At 45.6% G+C, this 17,873-nt stretch carries 12 protein-coding genes; 2 read left to right on the top strand and 10 right to left on the bottom strand.

Annotation, left to right across the window (positions count from 1 at the left end; translation table 11 throughout):
* Position 1: 1 nt before the first annotated feature.
* From ACYJZR_RS12235 to hemL, 10 genes are all read right to left on the bottom strand, one after another.
* Positions 2-1,741, bottom strand: coding sequence for a glycoside hydrolase family 9 protein (locus tag ACYJZR_RS12235; protein ID WP_021486807.1), 1,740 nt, complete (start codon positions 1,739-1,741; stop codon positions 2-4).
* Between the two features lie 63 nt (positions 1,742-1,804).
* Entirely contained in the window at positions 1,805-2,800 is a 996-nt protein-coding gene (locus ACYJZR_RS12230; RefSeq protein WP_005461254.1) for an ABC transporter ATP-binding protein, read from the bottom strand.
* Between the two features lie 47 nt (positions 2,801-2,847).
* Positions 2,848-3,831 (bottom strand): ABC transporter ATP-binding protein, encoded by a 984-nt coding sequence (locus ACYJZR_RS12225; RefSeq protein WP_005461267.1) that lies wholly within the window; start codon positions 3,829-3,831, stop codon positions 2,848-2,850.
* Between the two features lie 2 nt (positions 3,832-3,833).
* Entirely contained in the window at positions 3,834-4,859 is a 1,026-nt protein-coding gene (locus ACYJZR_RS12220) for an ABC transporter permease (RefSeq protein WP_005461261.1), read from the bottom strand.
* 2 nt (positions 4,860-4,861) lie between these two features.
* On the bottom strand, positions 4,862-5,848 hold the full coding sequence (locus ACYJZR_RS12215; protein ID WP_005461259.1) for an ABC transporter permease: 987 nt from the start codon (positions 5,846-5,848) through the stop codon (positions 4,862-4,864).
* A 170-nt stretch (positions 5,849-6,018) separates the two neighbouring features.
* Positions 6,019-7,701: an ABC transporter substrate-binding protein gene (locus tag ACYJZR_RS12210; RefSeq protein ID WP_005461274.1), complete on the bottom strand. Its 1,683-nt coding sequence runs from the start codon at positions 7,699-7,701 to the stop codon at positions 6,019-6,021.
* Between the two features lie 908 nt (positions 7,702-8,609).
* Positions 8,610-11,996 (bottom strand): hybrid sensor histidine kinase/response regulator, encoded by a 3,387-nt coding sequence (locus ACYJZR_RS12205; protein WP_005461251.1) that lies wholly within the window; start codon positions 11,994-11,996, stop codon positions 8,610-8,612.
* A gap of 226 nt (positions 11,997-12,222) precedes the next feature.
* Positions 12,223-13,248 carry a 16S rRNA (guanine(1207)-N(2))-methyltransferase RsmC gene (gene rsmC / locus ACYJZR_RS12200; RefSeq protein ID WP_406966136.1) on the bottom strand — a complete coding sequence of 342 codons (1,026 nt, stop codon included), beginning with the start codon at positions 13,246-13,248 and terminating at the stop codon, positions 12,223-12,225.
* Between the two features lie 86 nt (positions 13,249-13,334).
* Positions 13,335-14,420, bottom strand: a complete 1,086-nt coding sequence (locus tag ACYJZR_RS12195) for an AI-2E family transporter (protein ID WP_005461253.1) — start codon at positions 14,418-14,420, stop codon at positions 13,335-13,337.
* Positions 14,421-14,757: 337 nt separating this feature from the next.
* Complete coding sequence (gene hemL / locus ACYJZR_RS12190; RefSeq protein WP_005479079.1) at positions 14,758-16,053, bottom strand: glutamate-1-semialdehyde 2,1-aminomutase; 1,296 nt, start codon at positions 16,051-16,053, stop codon at positions 14,758-14,760.
* Between the two features lie 247 nt (positions 16,054-16,300).
* Between hemL and erpA the strand changes: the two genes are divergently transcribed.
* Positions 16,301-16,642, top strand: a complete 342-nt coding sequence (gene erpA / locus ACYJZR_RS12185) for an iron-sulfur cluster insertion protein ErpA (protein ID WP_005461279.1) — start codon at positions 16,301-16,303, stop codon at positions 16,640-16,642.
* 108 nt (positions 16,643-16,750) lie between these two features.
* Positions 16,751-17,866, top strand: a complete 1,116-nt coding sequence (gene vmeJ / locus ACYJZR_RS12180) for a multidrug efflux RND transporter periplasmic adaptor subunit VmeJ (RefSeq protein ID WP_406966140.1) — start codon at positions 16,751-16,753, stop codon at positions 17,864-17,866.
* The last annotated feature ends 7 nt before the right edge of the window (positions 17,867-17,873 follow it).

Below are 17,873 nucleotides of genomic sequence, written 5' to 3'. Positions count from 1 at the left end.
ATTATTGTTCCTTAATATTTTTAGAGGTTGCCAACTGAGAAATATGCTGAGCTTGACTCATTATCGCGAGTAAGTACCAAGCGCCATGCGGGATCCATTGTTCGCCCCAGCGCCAGTTTTGTAACATGTCGTCTTTTTGTGCTGGTGGGTTAAATGCGATGTCTTCCTCGTCTTCAAAGCCGCCAGTGATTCCGTTACACACACCGCCTTTAGCGTTGAAGAAACCATATTGAGGAAGGTAATCAGGGTTGTTACGACCGTGGCCATCAAGCATGCACATGTCGTATGGGTTTAAGCCTACAATCCAGTTCAATGCATCTTGAGCAAACACGGAAAGTTGTTGCTGTATTTCTTGCGACGCTATATGCGGTTGAGCAAGATACGCCATGGTCGCGAGTGAGCCCAATCGAGCATTCTCGCCTTGCCACCAATAGCCGGATTCATTGTTGTGTGCGACAAAAAATGCATCGCGTTTTGACTCATTTACGCCTTTAACATACTGGCGAGGGTAACCGAATGGGTTGGTCACTTTATTCGATATTTTGATCTCAAACTCACACGCTCGGTTAACGATGCGTTTTACCGATTCTGTCTGTACGGAGTCGTCTTCAATTGCTAGGTATTCGCATAGAGCAATAACTGGTAGACCTGCTTCGGCAGCGTGAAAGTATGGACGACTGCCGTCTTGGTTTGCTGACCAGAAGTGTTGAATCTGCTCGTCGCTCATTTGGCGGGCAACTAAGCGTTGTGCCCACAAACGGCTCTCTTCCAAGTAGCGAGTTTCTTTGGTGGCTTTAAACAGTTCTACACTAGCTAGTAGCGCACAGTATTCGTCGATAATGTTTTCTTCACCATCATTGAGGTACTGCGTATTGTGCTCTTTTAAGTGCCAGTAACCATTTTCAGCAGCGTTGCGGTATTTCTGTTGATCGTATTCGCCGTGAACACCTAAACGCGACGCCGCGGCCAGAGCTGCGATGGCGACACCGCCACCTTGTCGAAAGCCTGCTTGGTAGTCGTCAAATTTGTGACCAAGTTGCGTTTCGTAGGCACAGATTTCTCGTTGCGCAGTATCTTTGCTCCACTTATCAAAGACCGTCATGTAGAAGAAGCCTTTTTCGTTTTGCATACGAACAAGGAAGTCTGCACCGAACAGGGCTTCTTCAATAAGACGTGTGCGTGTGAAGGCTGCAATGTCTTCGCTTCCTTCAAGCAATGAAAGCCCTTTTAGGATGTTCCAAACCACCATTGGAGTTTGTTGAGGGTTCAAATAATTAGCGTATGAAAGATGACTTAAATATTTACTAACGTCTCCAGATGCATCGTACCAGCCACCGTGAACATCAACTGTTTGGTTGGCGTTGAGTACTGGCACTTGTCGATCTTGTTGATCGAAAACCCCACCGCAACGTTGTGATTTGAAGTAGTGGATCACATCTGACAGGGTTTGATTTAACAGAATATGTTCGCCAACAGTGAAATAAGAAGAACGCGAATCTTCCACTTGCAGGAAATAGTCGCCTGAATCTGTGAAAGATGAAAAGTCGATGAGGTAGAAATAGCCCTGATGCCAGTTCGCCACTTTACCTTGTTCTTCAACCGCAAAAGTTGCCACTGTTTGCTCGCTAGTGGCACAAATCAATTGAGCAGTGTAAGAAGACAAGTGTGGTTGTTCGGTCTGGATAATGGCTTTTTTGGGACCCAGACGTTCATAACCAATGTGGTTAGTCAGTAGCAGCATTCAATGTCTCCGGGAAACGATAAAAACAGGAATGGGCCAGGCTGAACCTGACCCTCGTTATGATTAATCTTCAAATAAATAACAGCGGACAAAGTGGTTGTCGGACAGTTGAGTGACGCCCGGTAGTCGTTCGCGACATTTGTCGGTAGCGTGTACACAACGTCCTGCAAATGGACAGCCGACAGATTCTGGTGTCCAAAGTGGGATTTCCCCTTTGTTGCCTTTCAGCTTCTCGTGAATAGACTTCGATGGATCTGGAACCGCAGATACCAACAGTTGCGTATATGGGTGTTGAGGATCGTGAATGATTTCTTCAGTATCGCCCCATTCAACCATGTGACCTACGTACATGACTGCGAGATCTTCAGCAATGTAACGCGCTGTTGCGATGTCGTGAGTGATGTAAAGCAGAGACATTTGTTTCTCGAACTTCATCTCTTCCATCAAGTTCAGAACTCCGGCACGGATTGATACATCGAGCATCGATGTTGGCTCATCCGCCAATACCACTTCTGCACCTACTGCGATGTTACGAGCTAGGTTTACACGTTGACGCTGGCCGCCAGATAGCTGGTGCGGGAACTTTTGCGCCGTTTCTTTTGGTGGAATAAGACCAACTTGTTCAAGTAGGTCGTACACACGCTCTTCCAGTTCTTTCTTGTTGCCCGGTGCTACTTTCTTATGAATCAGCAGCGGGCGCGCAATATGGTGGAAGATATTGTGCGTTGGGTTTAGCGAGCCAAACGGGTCTTGCCACACCATTTGTACGCCTTCACGATACGCCATCAAGTCTTGTCTTGAGGTGATGTCTTGAATATCACGCCCTTTGTACTCAATGATGCCGTCAGTAGGTGCGTACATTTTTGCAATCATTTTAGCGGTGGTCGATTTACCTGAACCAGATTCGCCCACTACTGACAAACCGCGGCTTTTGTACATTTTGAAAGATACGTCGTTGATAGCACGCATCTTTGACTGCTTGATTGAGTTACTGTTTAACGGGAAGTCCTTAACGACGTTTTTACCCTCAACCAGCAGTTCGCCGAGTTGTTTGCTCATAATTCTCTCCAGTGTAATTTTGTTCTTAGCTAGCGTGACTTCTGGTTTTAAACCTTGGCTTGAGCAATCGTATCGCCGTACAAGTGGCAGTTTGAATAACGACCAGGTTCAATTTGACGCAGCTGAGTCGGTACTCGTGTACAAGCTTCGTGGACACGGTCACAGCGAGCTTGGAAGCGGCAGCCTTGAGGAATCTCTAATAGGTTCAAAGGGTTGCCTGGAATACCAGTCAATTTGGTCTTAGGACCAGTTAGTGGAGGGAAAGAGCTACCCAAACCTTTGGTGTAAGGGTGGTAAGGACTTTCCAGAATTTGTTTCGAAGGTGCGACTTCAATCAATTCACCTGAATACATGATGCCGATACGGTCAGAAAACTCGACCATCAGCGACAAGTCATGAGTAATGAACAGAATCGAGAAGCCAAACTCTTCTTTAAGCGCGTAAATCTTTTGCAGAATTTCACGTTGGACCACCACGTCTAGTGCCGTAGTTGGTTCATCCATGATGATCATCTTCGGATTCAGAGCCAGAGCAATAGCGATAACCAAACGCTGACGCATACCACCAGAGAACTGGTGAGGGTAATCGCTCAAGCGGCTAGGATGAATATCAACAATTTCCAATAGGCCTTCAGCGCGTACTCTTGCTTGAGCTCGAGTGAGTCCTGTGTGGCGCATGATTACGTCGCAGAACTGTTCTTCCATAGTGAGAACTGGGTTCAGCGCGTTCATCGCACTTTGGAATACCATCGACATTTCACTCCAACGGAATGATTGCATGCGTTGATCACTGTATTGGAGGATGTCTTCGCCATTGAAGATAACTTCACCTCCGGTGATAAACGCTGGCGGCTTATGTAAGCGCATTAGCGAGAAAGCAACGGTTGATTTACCACAGCCTGATTCACCAGCCAGACCAAAGACTTCGCCCGGTGCAATATCAAAGCTTACGTTGTTACAGGCGCGGACATCGCCCGCATCTGTAATGTAGTCTACGCATAGGTTACGGATAGAAATTAGTGGTGCAGTCATGATTATTTATCTCCGCTCCATAGTGCATTTTGCGGTGCCAATTCAGGCTCACGCTCTTTCTTGTCTTTTGCTGCTAGTTTTTTCCAGCGTTTCATGCCTTTGTGAGAACGAAGCTGAGGGTTCGCAATTTCGTCAACGGCAAAGTTCAACAGAGCAAGACCAGTAACCAGTAGTGTCAGTGCAATACAAGGTGCGAGTACTTCCCACCATGCGCCAATCAACATTGCTGAAGATGTTTGTACGTTGTACAGCATGATGCCCCAGCTGATGGTGTTTGCGTCGCCAAGACCCAAGAACGAGATAACGGCTTCGGTGTTGATTGCCAGCATTACTGAACCGATGAAGCTTGCACCTACGATAGGAATTAGGTTTGGCAGAATTTCAACGAAGATGATGCGGAATGGAGATTCACCCAAAACTTCGGCTGCTTTAACGAACTCTTTCTCACGCAGTGCCATGGTTTGCGAGCGAACAACACGAGCGCCCCAAGCCCAGGAAGTACCTGCAATAATTAAGGCAATGGTGAGAGGACCTGCCTCGCCAATGAATGCCGCCAATACAAACAGCAATGGATATTGAGGAATTACTAGCATGATGTTCATTGCAGCACTCAATACGTCATCCACTTTACCGCCGAAGTAACCTGCCGAGATACCAATGACCGTCGCTAGGAAACACACGATGATGCCAGCACCAAAGCCTACCCCTAGTGATACGCGGGCACCGTAAGCCACTTGTGACCAGATGTCGCGGCCCATACGGCTAGTACCTAATACGTGATCTGCTTTTTTAGACATAATCAGCGTGCGACGATCGTCTGCTAGGTTCTTAGCCACCCAACCATCAGGGTTACTTTGCGCTTGTTTCACAACAAAGCTTGGGTACTCATGAGGATTACCAGTACGCTTGTCTGGTGCGTGTTTTGTAATTAATGGTGCTGCCACTGCAACGAAGATGAAGATCGTGATAATGGCTAAACCAATACGTGCGAACGAGTTGCCTAAAATCAGTTTGAATAAGTTTTTCATGATTATTTGCCTCCCTTGCGTAGGCGAGGGTCTAGAATCATGTACAGCATGTCAGCCATTAAGTTGAAGCACAGCATGAACATCGTCATGATAATTAGCTGACCTTGAAGTACTTGGTAGTCACGAGCGTGGATAGCGTTCAGTAGAACAGTACCTAGGCCTGGGTAGTTAAAGATCATTTCGATAATCAACTGACCACCGATAGCCATACCTAGAGACATTGAAAGTGCAGTCACACTTGGAAGTAAAGCGTTACGAGCGGCGTAGTTAAATACCACACGGTTTTCGCTTAGACCCTTACCTTTAGCCATAGTGATGTAGTCTTCAGCTAGAAGGTTGATCATGTTGTTACGCATGTTTACTAGGAAGCCACCGATTTGAACAATCGTTGCACAAAATAGAGGCAGTACCGCGTGGTAACCAACGTCTTTAATGAACGCCCAGCTTGACCAGTCTGGCACGGTGCCTGGTGTATAAGCGTAGCCAGATGGAAACCATTTCAAGCCAATTGAAAAGGTAAACAGCGCTAGCATTGCGATAACCATTTGTGGGATAGCTTGGATGATCAGTGTGCCTGGTGTTACGAAGGCATCGTAACGACTACCACGTTTCCAAGCGGCGAAGATGCCAAGAACTGATGCGATTGAGAAAGAAAGTACAACCGCTGTACCAGCTAGGAACAGAGACCAGCCAAATGCACTGCCAAGTAGAGAGTTTACTGAAAGCGGATAGAACTGAATTGAAGTACCTAGCTCCCAGCTTAGAATGTTTTTAATGTAGGACAGGTATTGGATGTAAATAGGACCATCAACGAAACCTAGCAATTCTTTCATTGCTGCGATTCGCTCTGGCGTTACCTGTACCGAAGCGTTCGCAAACATCATGGTAACTGGGTCACCAGGCATTGCTCGCGGAATAATAAAGTTTAACGTCGCCGCAACTAAGAGCGCGACAAGATAGAACGACAAACGTCTTAAAAAATAACCCATAACTCACACCTTACTCACCCAGATTTTTTCCCTGTTTCTGGTTTCAGGTCGCCCCTAGCGAAATTTAGAGCGAAAAATCCCCTGACGACGAGCGCCACATATTGGTTTCGTTATTAGGGGATTTTTATAGGCGGCACACGGGATGTGTGCCGCGAGAAATGAACTTCTACTTATTTAACTGGTTTTAGGTCCAGTACGTGAAGTAGACGCTCTGGGATACCAGCCCAAATGTTTGGACGGCCCTTAGGATTTTCTTCGTTCCACCAACCAGTGAAGCGAGTTGTGTTGTATTGGTACATGTAAGCGCCAGACAACACAGGGATAGTAACTTGATCCTGAGCGATGATTTGCTGGATACCATGAGCGATTTCTAGCTGCTCTTGCTTATCAGCTGTTTTGTAGAAGCTGTTAAGTAGGCTGTCTAGCTTGTCGTTCTTGTAGAAGTGCATCGCGAAACGAGGCATACCATCGCCAGATTGTAGCTTCGAGTTGTAACCGCTATCCCAGTACAAGTGTGGATCCGCACCGTGGAAGTAGTTGGTGTAAGCAACGTCGTAAGTACCTTCTAGCATTGCTTGGTTGTACACAGAGAAGTCTGGAGTACGAGCACGTGCTTTAATACCAACTTCTGCTAGTTGCTCAACCGCTAGTTGTACGGTGTTGTTGAAGTCCGTCCAACCGTTTGGCGATTGAATTAGAAGCTCAAAAGACTTACCTGATGGTGTGTCTACGAAGCCATCTTTGTTCACGTCTTTGAAGCCAGCTTTCGCTAGAAGTTTCTTAGCACCTTCAACGTTGTACGTGTTGTAGCCTTTGTACTTGTTGTGAGTTGCTTCGTCAGACCAAGCTTCGAATGCGTAGCCAAGGCCAGATGCGAAGTCGTTCACTGTACCGCCACCGTAGAATGCGATGTCGATGATAGTTTGACGGTCAAGCGCCATAGAGAACGCGCGACGGAAGTCAACGTTTGTTAGTGCTTCGTTCTTAGCTGCGTCTGGGTTTTTGAAGTTCACTACGAACGCTTGAGTACCTGCTGGCGGGTACCAGTAGTGGTGGTTAGGGCTTGCTGCAGCGTAAGTACGGTCAATGTCAGGAACGAATGAAGAAGTCCAGTCCATCTCGCCATTAACAATCTTACCTAGGAATTGGTCGTTGTTTGCGATTTGAGGTACACGTAGACAGTCAACATCTAGGTTGTCAGCATCCCAGTAGTTCGGGTTTTGACATTGGATGTACAATTGTGGAGTGAACGTATCGATCACTGTGAATGGGCCTGAACCTACAGGATTTTCGTTAGTAAACGTTGCTGGATCTTTCACTTTGCTCCATACGTGCTTAGGTACAACTGGTACTTTAGCAATTTCGTAAGGAACGTTAGAGTTTGCTTCGCTTAGACGGAATTTAACTTGGTAGTCGTTAACTTTCTCAACACCAGTAACCCAAGAGTTGATGCCTGACTGGTCTAGCTCAGGTTTCTCTTTTACTAGGTTGAAAGAGTAAACAACGTCGTCAGCAGTGAATGCTTGACCATCAGACCATTTCACGCCTTTACGGATATCGAAAGTTACGCTCATTAGGTCGTCAGCCATTTTGAAGTTTTCAGCTAGACGGAATACCGGAGTGTTACCGTGCATTTCGTTGAAAACAACTAGTGGCTCGTAGATGAAGTCGGTTGTTGTGTGCAAGTTAGTTGCACCCAAGAAAGGGTTAAAGTTACGAACGAAAGTTGTAAACTCTTTAGGGTGGATAGTCAGTTCACTGCGTTCAGCCGCAGTAGCTACCGATGCAAAACCTGTAGTAGCTGTTGCAATAATTGCTGTTGCTAGTGCTGTTTTTTTAATATTGGCAAGCATAGCTGTTCCTTACTATTTGCTTTCATTTCACTAAATGGAATTGAATGTCATCAATTGATAAACACTCTCCAAGACCTACCTCTTCGTTTTTCGTTACTTACGCTTTTCACATTAAGTCTCGTTAAGAGTGGCCTGTAGGCCTTAGGCAGGAGTAAGAAAACACCTTATCCATAAAATAATCAAACTCGATTCCCGTTAAAAACGTTAAAAACACACCCACTCACGTCATAAACGTCATTTTGTTTGCTTTTAGCTCGTTCTTGGTTGAAAAATGAACGTTGATATGTGTCGCAGTTTATATCCGTGTTTTGTTTATGTGTTAGTGGGTGCTAACGTTGGTGTGTAAGTTTTTAAAGGGTTTGTTCTGTCTATCTAAGGTTCGGAGATCTAGCTCACATGCGCTGAAAGCGTTAATTAATCAGGTGAAATTTAATCTGCCGTTCTGTTGTGATTGACTTCGCAATCTCTGTCAATTGTTGGTCAATTTCCGTTTGGAATATGAAAAATCGTCTTTTTTACCAGCGAAATTAAGGGGATGATTATGCTTTTTTTACAAGAAAAATGAAGTCTAATTTCCCATTTATCAAAGAAGAATGGCAGATTGATAAATAGTGCAATACAACACTTTTTAACTACGGTGTTTTTTCGTTTAAAGAAGAGGAGAGTTCCGTCGAAGCTGCTAGGAAATGAGCTCAATTAAGAAGAGTGCTTGAGGTCGTCGCTAAGATTAATGGTGTTTGTGAAAATGTCAGCTCGTACTAGTTCGTTGAGTGCATAGGAGCATACATTCACCGTTTACATGTCATGCATTTTGTTTTTTGAGAGGGGAGAGTGCGTACCACCCATAGGTAGAAAACAATAGGTATAAAAAGCCCCGCATTGAGCGAGGCTTGTATTTTATGAGAGGTTTAGCTAGTGAGCAGTCTTTGCAATTTGTCTCGCTGTGCTTCGATGTAAGCACGTTCAGGGCTCTGTTCTTTACAGTGTTCAAGAATAAACTCAATTGAACTCAGAACCGTTCTCCAGCGCGGTGTTTTAGGCAGAGTTTCGATACGCATGTATTTATCGAGCGTGCGGGTTTGCAGTGTGCTTCGGTCGAGGTAGACGCGCCACAGTCCACTTTGTTCGGCAAACGCAAATTTACTTTCACCCGTAACAGACTCCCAATAGTCTAATGCATGCGTCATGGCATCGACCAACACTTCACGCATCAAATCTTGCTTATCTTTTTTGTTGCCCAAAGCCTTATCAGCCAAACGAGTAAACTCTCCACCAAGCTCTTTGAGTTTCTGCAACTGGTCTCTATCACCATCGAATGCATAACTTGAGAGTACTTCTACCGCAGTTTCTAGGTTATGAATACGCGCGGCGTTAGCTCCACCACCGACATTAAAGATGTACATCACATCTAAGCCGGAGCCTTCTGGCAGTTTTAGAATGTCGGCTTCAATGTTTTGACGAATATCCTCAATGTAGATATCAATCTTGCCGCAATAATGAGGCTGCTTCACCGTCAAATATTTTGGTGCGATCAGTTCATCAGCTGACGAGCGTTTAAGTTGCTCTAAACTGCGTTTGAATAGCTTACAAGCCGCTTCGTTGGCAAAACGAATACGCTGATCTTCTCGCAGACAAATAATTGCTTCCGGAGCAGATTCTAGCTGTTCTAACAAACGACCTTGAGTTTCAAGAAGGCTTGCTTCGACGACAGCACGCTGTCTAAGCTCTGACTCCAGCACTTTGTTTTCCATATGGCGCATTTCCGCTTTACTTGCTGTTAAATGTGCTTGGATACGTGCCGCCAACTCTTGTTTGTTGAATGGCTTCGATAAGTAGTCATTCGCGCCTGCTTCAAAGCCTCTCACACGGTCTTCTGTTTGGCTGAGGGCTGTGAGCATAATGATCGGTAGCTCAGCATGATCATACGTTTCACGTAGTTCACTACATACTTGGTAGCCGCTCATGCCGGGCATCATAATATCGAGTAACAGCAGTTCAGGCTTTTCTTGTTCAACCAGCGCCAGCGTTTCTGGGCCATCTGAAACGGTACGAACGCGGTATCCTTCTAGGCGCAAGAAGCTTTCCAGTACTCGCAAGTTAACGGGTTCATCATCTGCGACGTAAAGCAGTGGGCCATCAGGGTTCTCTGGTAGCGATAAGTCGTCGCCATTTTCCAAATTAATCTCAGGAATTTGAAAGTGCCCGCGCGCCACCAAGGTTTGAGTTGCTTGGATTTCTTCTTCGCTGGCCAATGGCAGTGTGAAACTAAACGTGGTGCCGACCATCGGCTGACTGCTCACGTAAAGTGAACCGCCCATCAACTCAATTAGTTGGCGGCTAATCGATAGTCCCAGTCCCGCACCTTGACGATAGCGACTTGCATCTTGACCAGCTTGAATTAAAGGCTCAAAAATATGCTCAAGATGCTCTGCTGGAATTCCCTGACCAGTATCGACCACTTGCACGCGGACGTGATCGTCAACAATGGTAGCGGAAATGACGATCTTACCTTCTGAGGTGTATTTAATGGCATTGCCAATCAAGTTATACAGCACTTGTTCGAGGCGTTGCGGATCGGCCGAAACGGCTTTAAGGTCGGCGGGTACTTGGTTGATGATGCGAATGGTCTTATTGCCTAGCAGGTGATTAGAAAGCTCAAGCACCAAGCGTGTTGCACTGGCTAAGCTTACTGCCGATTTTTGGATATCCATGCTGCCATAGCGCATTTTGTGGTAATCCAATAAATCGTCTACGAGGTTAGCTAAGCGTTGACCACTTTTGATAATGATATCAAGTTGGTATTTTTGACTGGCGGGAATGACTCCATTTGCTCCTGACACAAGGGTTTCTGCTATCCCAACCATGCCATGTAGCGGTGTACGCAATTCGTGCGAGGTTGTTGCGAGGAACTCATCTTTCAGTTTATCAGCCAGTTGCAACTCATCATTTTGCTTTTGAATCAGCTTGATGTTGCTTTCAAGTTCTTCGTTTTGCTGTTTAATGGTTTGGATTTTTTCTCGAATCGAGCGCTGCATACGTTCGAAGCTGATAGCCAAGCGACCGATTTCATCTTTACGTTCGGTATTGAATGTCGTTTCGTCGAGGTCGCCAGCGGATACTTTCTCCGCTGCCCAAGTCAGTTTCAGCAGTGGTGATGTAATGAAGTTGGACAAATAATGCGATGCAATCACCACAAGAATGATCGCGATTAGCATGGCGATAACGAAGAGTTTTTCCAGTTGATGAATGCGTGAAAACGCCTCTTTTTCTGGAAGTTGAACCACGAGCGCCCATGTAATGCCGCGTGTTTGAATTGGGGCAAATGCAGCGATAATTTCTTCGCCAAGTCCATTGGTGTAGGTGCCAACGTCGGTTTGTCCCGCTAAAGCTTTATCGATGACTTCAAGACTGTTTTGAATACTGTCTTGCTTGGTATTAATCGTACGTGGTTGCTGATCGCTGCCGACCAGTAGAGTGTTGATGGACGATTCACGGTTTTTATCTGCGATCAGCTTGGTAATGCCGTTGTTTGGTAAACGGAACATAGCATAGCTGTGCAAATAGCCTTGCTGAACGATAGGTGCACCAAGCCAAGCGACTTGTCGACCATGTTCCAGTTCAAAATCAGAAATAATGACGGGCGTATAATCTTCATTCACTTTGCGGCGTTCGTTGACGTCATCAGCTAGACGTTTAAAGGTTTTACCTAATGCCGAGTCTTTGTAGCGCCCCGTTAGTAGGTTAGTACCGTAGTTGTCGTCTTTGTTGATGGAATAAGTCACGTTGCCGTTAATATCGACCAGCAAAATATCATTAAAATCTGAGCGTTTGAGTAGCTCCAGATATGCCCAGTGATAACGTTTGTGGAGTAAGCGATAACGTTCACTGCCGACATAATTTGAGGACTCCGGCAAAATCGATGTTTTGATTTGGTCACCGCTGCCTTCGATATAACGTTGCTGAGCATTTTCACGTGCTTCTTCAATATCATTGCCTAAACGGCTAAATGCATTGACGAGGCCGTAAAAACGACCACCACTGGCATACGCGAGCTCAGAGCGTACAAATCCCATGACTTCGGTTTCTTGCGCTTCGAAGTAGTCGAGGATCTGTTGTTGTTTGGTATCACGAACAGAAAGCAGATGTGAAGTGCTCTGTTCTTGCAGATCTTTACTATGGGATTGCAGGAAAAAAATCGCAGTGATGGTAAGAGGCGTAATGCTGAGGACAAGAAACGCAGTCATCAGCGTACTCTGAAGGCGCTTAAATTTCTGTTTTTTGTAGAATTTAAACATGGATAAGATTACAACTCGTAAAGGGCTCGCACGGGTTGAAGGTGCTCGCCTAGGTTCTCGTTAAAAACGGATAAGAAGTTAAATTCGATAGAATTAACAAAATTAACGAGTTTTTTTTCTTTGACAAGAAAGTTAGTTGCAAAGCGTGCAGAGTCACGCAGTTTTTCTTAAAAATGGGGCAATTTTAGGAAAGAAGCGCGCAGGTTCTTGCCTGCGCGGCTCACAATTACGATTTTTTCGCGTAGTAGATAGAGAACTTATTGGTCTTATTTAGCGTCTCGCAATTATTGAATGCGTTTTCAATAATTGGTGGGTATTTCAAGAAGTTGTTCGCAACAATGATCATCTCACCATGGTTTGAAAGATGTTGTGGCGCGTGACCTAACAGAGTTTCAGCCGCGTTGTAATTGGTGTCTAAACCACTGTGGAATGGTGGGTTGCTGATGATAAATCGGTAGTCATTGGCCGTATCTGAGTAAATGTCAGACGCAAACACGCGACCAGACAAACCGTTGGCTTCAAGCGTTGCTTGGCTTGAGGTGATGGCATACGCGTTGATATCACACATCTCAATCGCAATTTCTGGGTTTGCTTTCGCCATGAACGCGCCTAAAACACCGGCACCACAACCAAAATCGAGCACTTTGCCTGACAAGTTAGGTAAGGTTTCCAGTAGTAGACGGCTGCCTAAGTCAAATTCACCATGACTGAATACGCCCGGTAAACTTTTTACTGTAAGTGACTGCTCACCAAGGGTTACCGTGTAAGACTTAAACCACTCTTCTTGATTGAATGGTTTTGGCTCATTTAAGCAATTACCCCAGTAGAAAGAGCAGCGGCGAGCTGAGTCGTATTTGTTTACAGGACCATATTCTTTGAACATCTTTTCAATGCTCTTTACGCCGGAACGGTTTTCACCGACAACCACAATCTCCGTGTTCACGCCGAGTTTAGCCATGAGCATCGCAAGCAAATATTCGGCTTCTGCTTTCGCTTTTGGCCAATACAGCAGGAGCATGTCGGCTTGAGTTTCCACATCAAATTCAGAACCAAAATGGCTTTTTATTTTGTCTGAGTGACGGATTTGACGGAAATAGCTGTAGTTTGAAGTAAAGACTTCTACCGATTCACAGTGTGCGGTCAGTTCCAGAGGGAACATATCTTCGACTTCACCTGCAACTAAAACATGTTTTCCGTTGAAGTACTCTAGCTGACGCTGAGCGATTTGGCTTGGAGCGATATAGGCAGACATAAATTTGGTTCATCAGAAATAATTAGGGCCAGATTTTCGCACAATCTGGCCCAAGCTTGAAGCTGTTGCTTACTATTCAGTGGCGGCTAGCTGTTGTCTTGTTGGTTGAGGAAGTCTTTGAATTCCTCTTCATAGATATTAAACAGCACCATGGTGACCGCAAAAATCAGTGGGCCATAAATCAAACCAATCAAACCAAATAAGTGCAGACCACCCAATAATGAGAAGAAAATCATTAAGGTATTCATGCCTGCGCTGCCTTGCATCAACAATGGACGCAACAAGTTATCAATCGAACCGACGATGACTACACTCCATGCGGTTAGGAAGATTGCCCACGTCATATCACCGGTGAGGAACAAGTACGCGGCGGCTGGTATCCAGATCAACGCCGTACCGACAACTGGAATGAAGGAAGCAAAGCCCATCATTGTTCCCCAGAATAGGCCAGGGAAGCCAGCTAGCCACATACCGATACCGCCCGCTAAGCCTTGCGCGATAGCCGTTAAAAAGGAGCCCATGACTGCGGACTTCGAAACTTGTTCTATCTCGGTCAAGATTCTATCTTCTTGGCTACGAGAGAGTGGCAGAATATGTCGAATTGCCGAAATGATTTTGTCGTGGTCACGTAATAGGAAGAAAAGCACAAACAGCATCAGGAAAAAATCCATCAAGAAGTTTGTTGCATCACCCAGAATTTTCGCACTGATAGCGACAAGGTTTGAACCAAAAGTGGTAGCAAATTGCCCGATTTTTTCGGCGATGGCTTTTGGCTCGATTTTATCGAAAGGTAAGTACTCATTAACAATGGATAGACCTTTGATAACCCAAGGATGTTGGAAGATGTCTTGAATGCCACCATTGGTGACCCATTTGTACGTGTTCTGAGAAAAAACGGAGCCTTGTTGAACAATTGCAGCAAACACAAACAGTAGTGGAATGACAATAATGAAAGTCAAAACTACGCACGTGAGCAGCGATGCCGAATTTTTGTGTTTTGGCATTTTACGCTCAAACCACTCATGCACAGGAAACATAAGCAGTGAGATAATGAAAGCCATTACGATCGAATTGATGTAAGGCTCGACCAATAAATAGCAAGCAAAAGCAGCGGCGAGTAGAGCGATCATTAATACACGATGACTCGACGTGATTTTTACGTTGTTTGGCATGAGATAAATCCAACTTACGGATGACGTTTACAATGGCTCGCGTTGATATCAGCGCGAAACCTTTATTACTTTGCACCGGCTTTCCTTTCAGCCTTATGACACAGCTGAATTGGGAAGGGGTAAATGACCTTGTTATAATGACTACAAATCAGATGGTTATCAATCAAGAGATGAAAAATGGGTTGTTGTAACGGCGATAAGAAATGTAAATCTGAGAAGAAAACCAAACGTATTCCGTGGTTTGGCATTGTTCTAGGCGTGTTAGCTGTCTTGGTAATTTTGAACTGGCAATAAAAAAGGACCTTCCGGTCCTTTTCTTATAACTTGCGTATAGCGCTTATTTTGCTTCTGCCGCAATGATTGCAAAACAGCGATCCGCCGCTTCTAGTGTCGCGTCGATCTCTTTTGAACCGTGCGCTAGAGACGTAAAGCTTGCTTCGAATGCTGATGGCGCGAGGTATACGCCGTGATCTAGCATTAAGTGGAAGAAACGCTTGAATCGTTCGATGTCGCACTTAGTTACGTCTTCGTAGCAAGTTACGGTTTCTTGGTCAGTGAAGAAGAAGCCGAACATGCCGCCCACTTGGTTAACAACTAGTGGGATACCGTGTTTCTCTGCTAGAGACTTAAAGCCATCTGCCAGTTGCTTAGTTTTAGAAGCTAGGCGTTTTTCATTGCCTTCTTCTTTTAGAAGGTTCAAACAGGCAAAACCTGCAGCCATTGCCACAGGGTTACCAGAAAGCGTACCAGCTTGGTAAACAGGGCCTGTAGGCGCAACGTATTGCATCACTTCTTTACGGCCACCGAAAGCACCCACTGGCATACCGCCGCCGATTACTTTACCTAGAGTGGTTAGATCTGGTTTGATGTTGTAGTGTGCTTGTGCGCCGCCAAGTGCAACACGGAAGCCTGTCATTACTTCATCAAAAATCAGCAGTGCGCCTTCTTGATCACAGATTTCACGCAGGCCTTCGTGGAAGCCTTCTACTGGTGGGATACAGTTCATGTTGCCCGCCACTGGCTCAACGATGATACATGCGATTTCACCTTTGTTCGCTGCAAACAGTTCGCGTACAGAATCTAGATCGTTAAATGTTGCTGTTAGCGTGTGCTTAGCAAAGTCTGCAGGAACGCCTGGAGAACTTGGTTGACCTAGAGTTAGTGCACCAGAGCCAGCTTTTACTAGCAAGCTGTCTGCGTGACCGTGGTAACAACCTTCAAACTTCATGATCTTGTCACGACCAGTAAAGCCACGAGCGAGACGAATCGCACTCATGGTTGCTTCTGTACCAGAACTTACCATACGGATTTGTTCCATTGATGGTACGAGTTCAGACACTAGCTCTGCCATCGCGATTTCCATCTCTGTTGGTGCGCCAAAGCTCAGGCCACGTTGTGCAGCGTCGATAACCGCTTCACGAATAACAGCGTGGTTGTGGCCAAGAATCATTGGACCCCAAGAGCCAACGTAATCAATGTACGCTCTACCATCGGCATCAAAAATCAGTGCACCGTCTGCTCGTTCGATAAATAGCGGAGAACCGCCAACGCCATTGAATGCACGAACTGGTGAATTTACACCGCCAGGAATGGTTTGCTGAGCTTTTTGATACAGCTCTGATGATTTGGTCATGGGGTTATCCTCTTTTGATTGCTCGGACCAAGTGGGGCGCATTGTACCTAGCTATAATCAAGTTAGAAACGTTTTGCTTAATTTATGTGTTGTTTCGCAGTGTAATCTTACATATCAGCGACCAATCTAAAGAATCGGCGGCGAATACTTGAACGAGTTTGTCAGGTATTGGATAATCGTCCTCAATTAGCACAAATTTGACGTCTTGCTCCAGGCTTGACGCATTACACGAGTGAGAGAGGTCTTCGTGAGCGAAGTAAACGTACCATTATCTTTTTCTGATGCTGCAGCATCTCGCGTTAAGGCACTGATTGCAGAAGAAGAAAACCCAGCATTGAAATTGCGCGTATACATTACTGGTGGCGGTTGTAGCGGCTTCCAATACGGCTTTACTTTCGATGAGAACGTAAATGACGGTGATACAACCATCGAAAACAGTGGCGTGACACTGGTTGTTGACCCAATGAGCCTGCAATACCTGATTGGCGGCATTGTGGATTACACCGAAGGGTTGGAAGGCGCTCGCTTCTTCGTGAACAACCCGAATGCAACAACCACATGTGGTTGTGGTGCATCATTTAGCGTGTAATTGACACGATGACAGGCAGCCAATTGGCTGCCTGAGTTTTACGTAGCAGGATGTCACGTAAACACTCTCTCAGCGCTCCGCAGGAGAGAATAATAAAAAGGACTTTGTATGTCTGGAACTTCGTTTGGGCGACGTTTTGTCGAACGTCCATGGCTAGTATCTCTCATCCTTATTTTGCTACTTGTTGCTTGGTTGGCCGCAGGACAGCTCAAAGCACAAGGTGACCACTCCTCATCCCCATCTCTCCAATCTGAAAACACGCCCTTAGCTAAGGTGATGTTTGATACTTTCACCGCAAAACCTACCAGTAAAACGATAGAACTTTATGGCCGAACCGCACCCAATCGCCAAGCTCGTCTTGGTGCAGAAGTGGCCGGCAAAATTGTCAGTCTCAACATTAATAAAGGGCAACTTGTTAAGCAAGGACAAGTGATTGCTAACATTGATAAGCGGGATTTGGATAGTCAGCTCAAACGCGCTCAGGCCATGCTGCGAGTGAAAGAAAAGGAGTTTAATGCCGCAAAATCGCTCAAAAGCAGGGGGTTACAAGGCGAGGTGGCTTTTGCGACTGCGGAAGCCGCGTTAGTCGATGCAAGAGCGAACCTCAATAATGTCCAAACCGCTCTCAAGAATACCGAAGTTAAAGCGCCCTTTGATGGCATTGTTGATCATCATTTTGTCGAAGTGGGTGACTTTGTCGGTGTGGGCGATCCAATAGCGACAGTGATTGATTTAGAGACTCTGGTCATTGAGGCCGACGTTAGCGAGCGCCATATCCAGTATCTTAAAGACGGTCTTCAAGCGGATGTCAGAACGATCAATGGTCAGCATCACTTGGGGACTTTACGTTATATTGGTCGCGTTTCCTCCGTATCGACCAATACGTTTCCGATTGAAATCGAAATAGATAATCGTAATTCGCTCATCCCTGCGGGGATCAGTGCGGAAGTGCAGCTCCCTTTGAATGAAGTGCTAGCGATTAAAATTACCGCTGCAATGTTGGCGTTAGATGAAGAAGGGAATTTAGGTGTCAAAATACTGCAAGATGGACACGTTAAGTTTGTTCCTATTCAGTTAGTCAAAGCAGAAGAAGATGGTGTTTGGTTATCAGGGCTTGGCGAGCAAGCGGACATCATTGTATTAGGACAGGGGTTTGTTCGTGATGGCGATACCGTGATTGCGAATAAAGTCGGTGATGTCGCTACCGATGCGGCCGAAAAATAGGGAGGCA

It is taken from the genome of Vibrio sp. RC2502 (genome assembly GCF_054850435.1).
The sequence above is the reverse complement of the archived record's forward strand: the minus strand, read 5'-3'. Positions and strand labels throughout refer to the sequence as shown.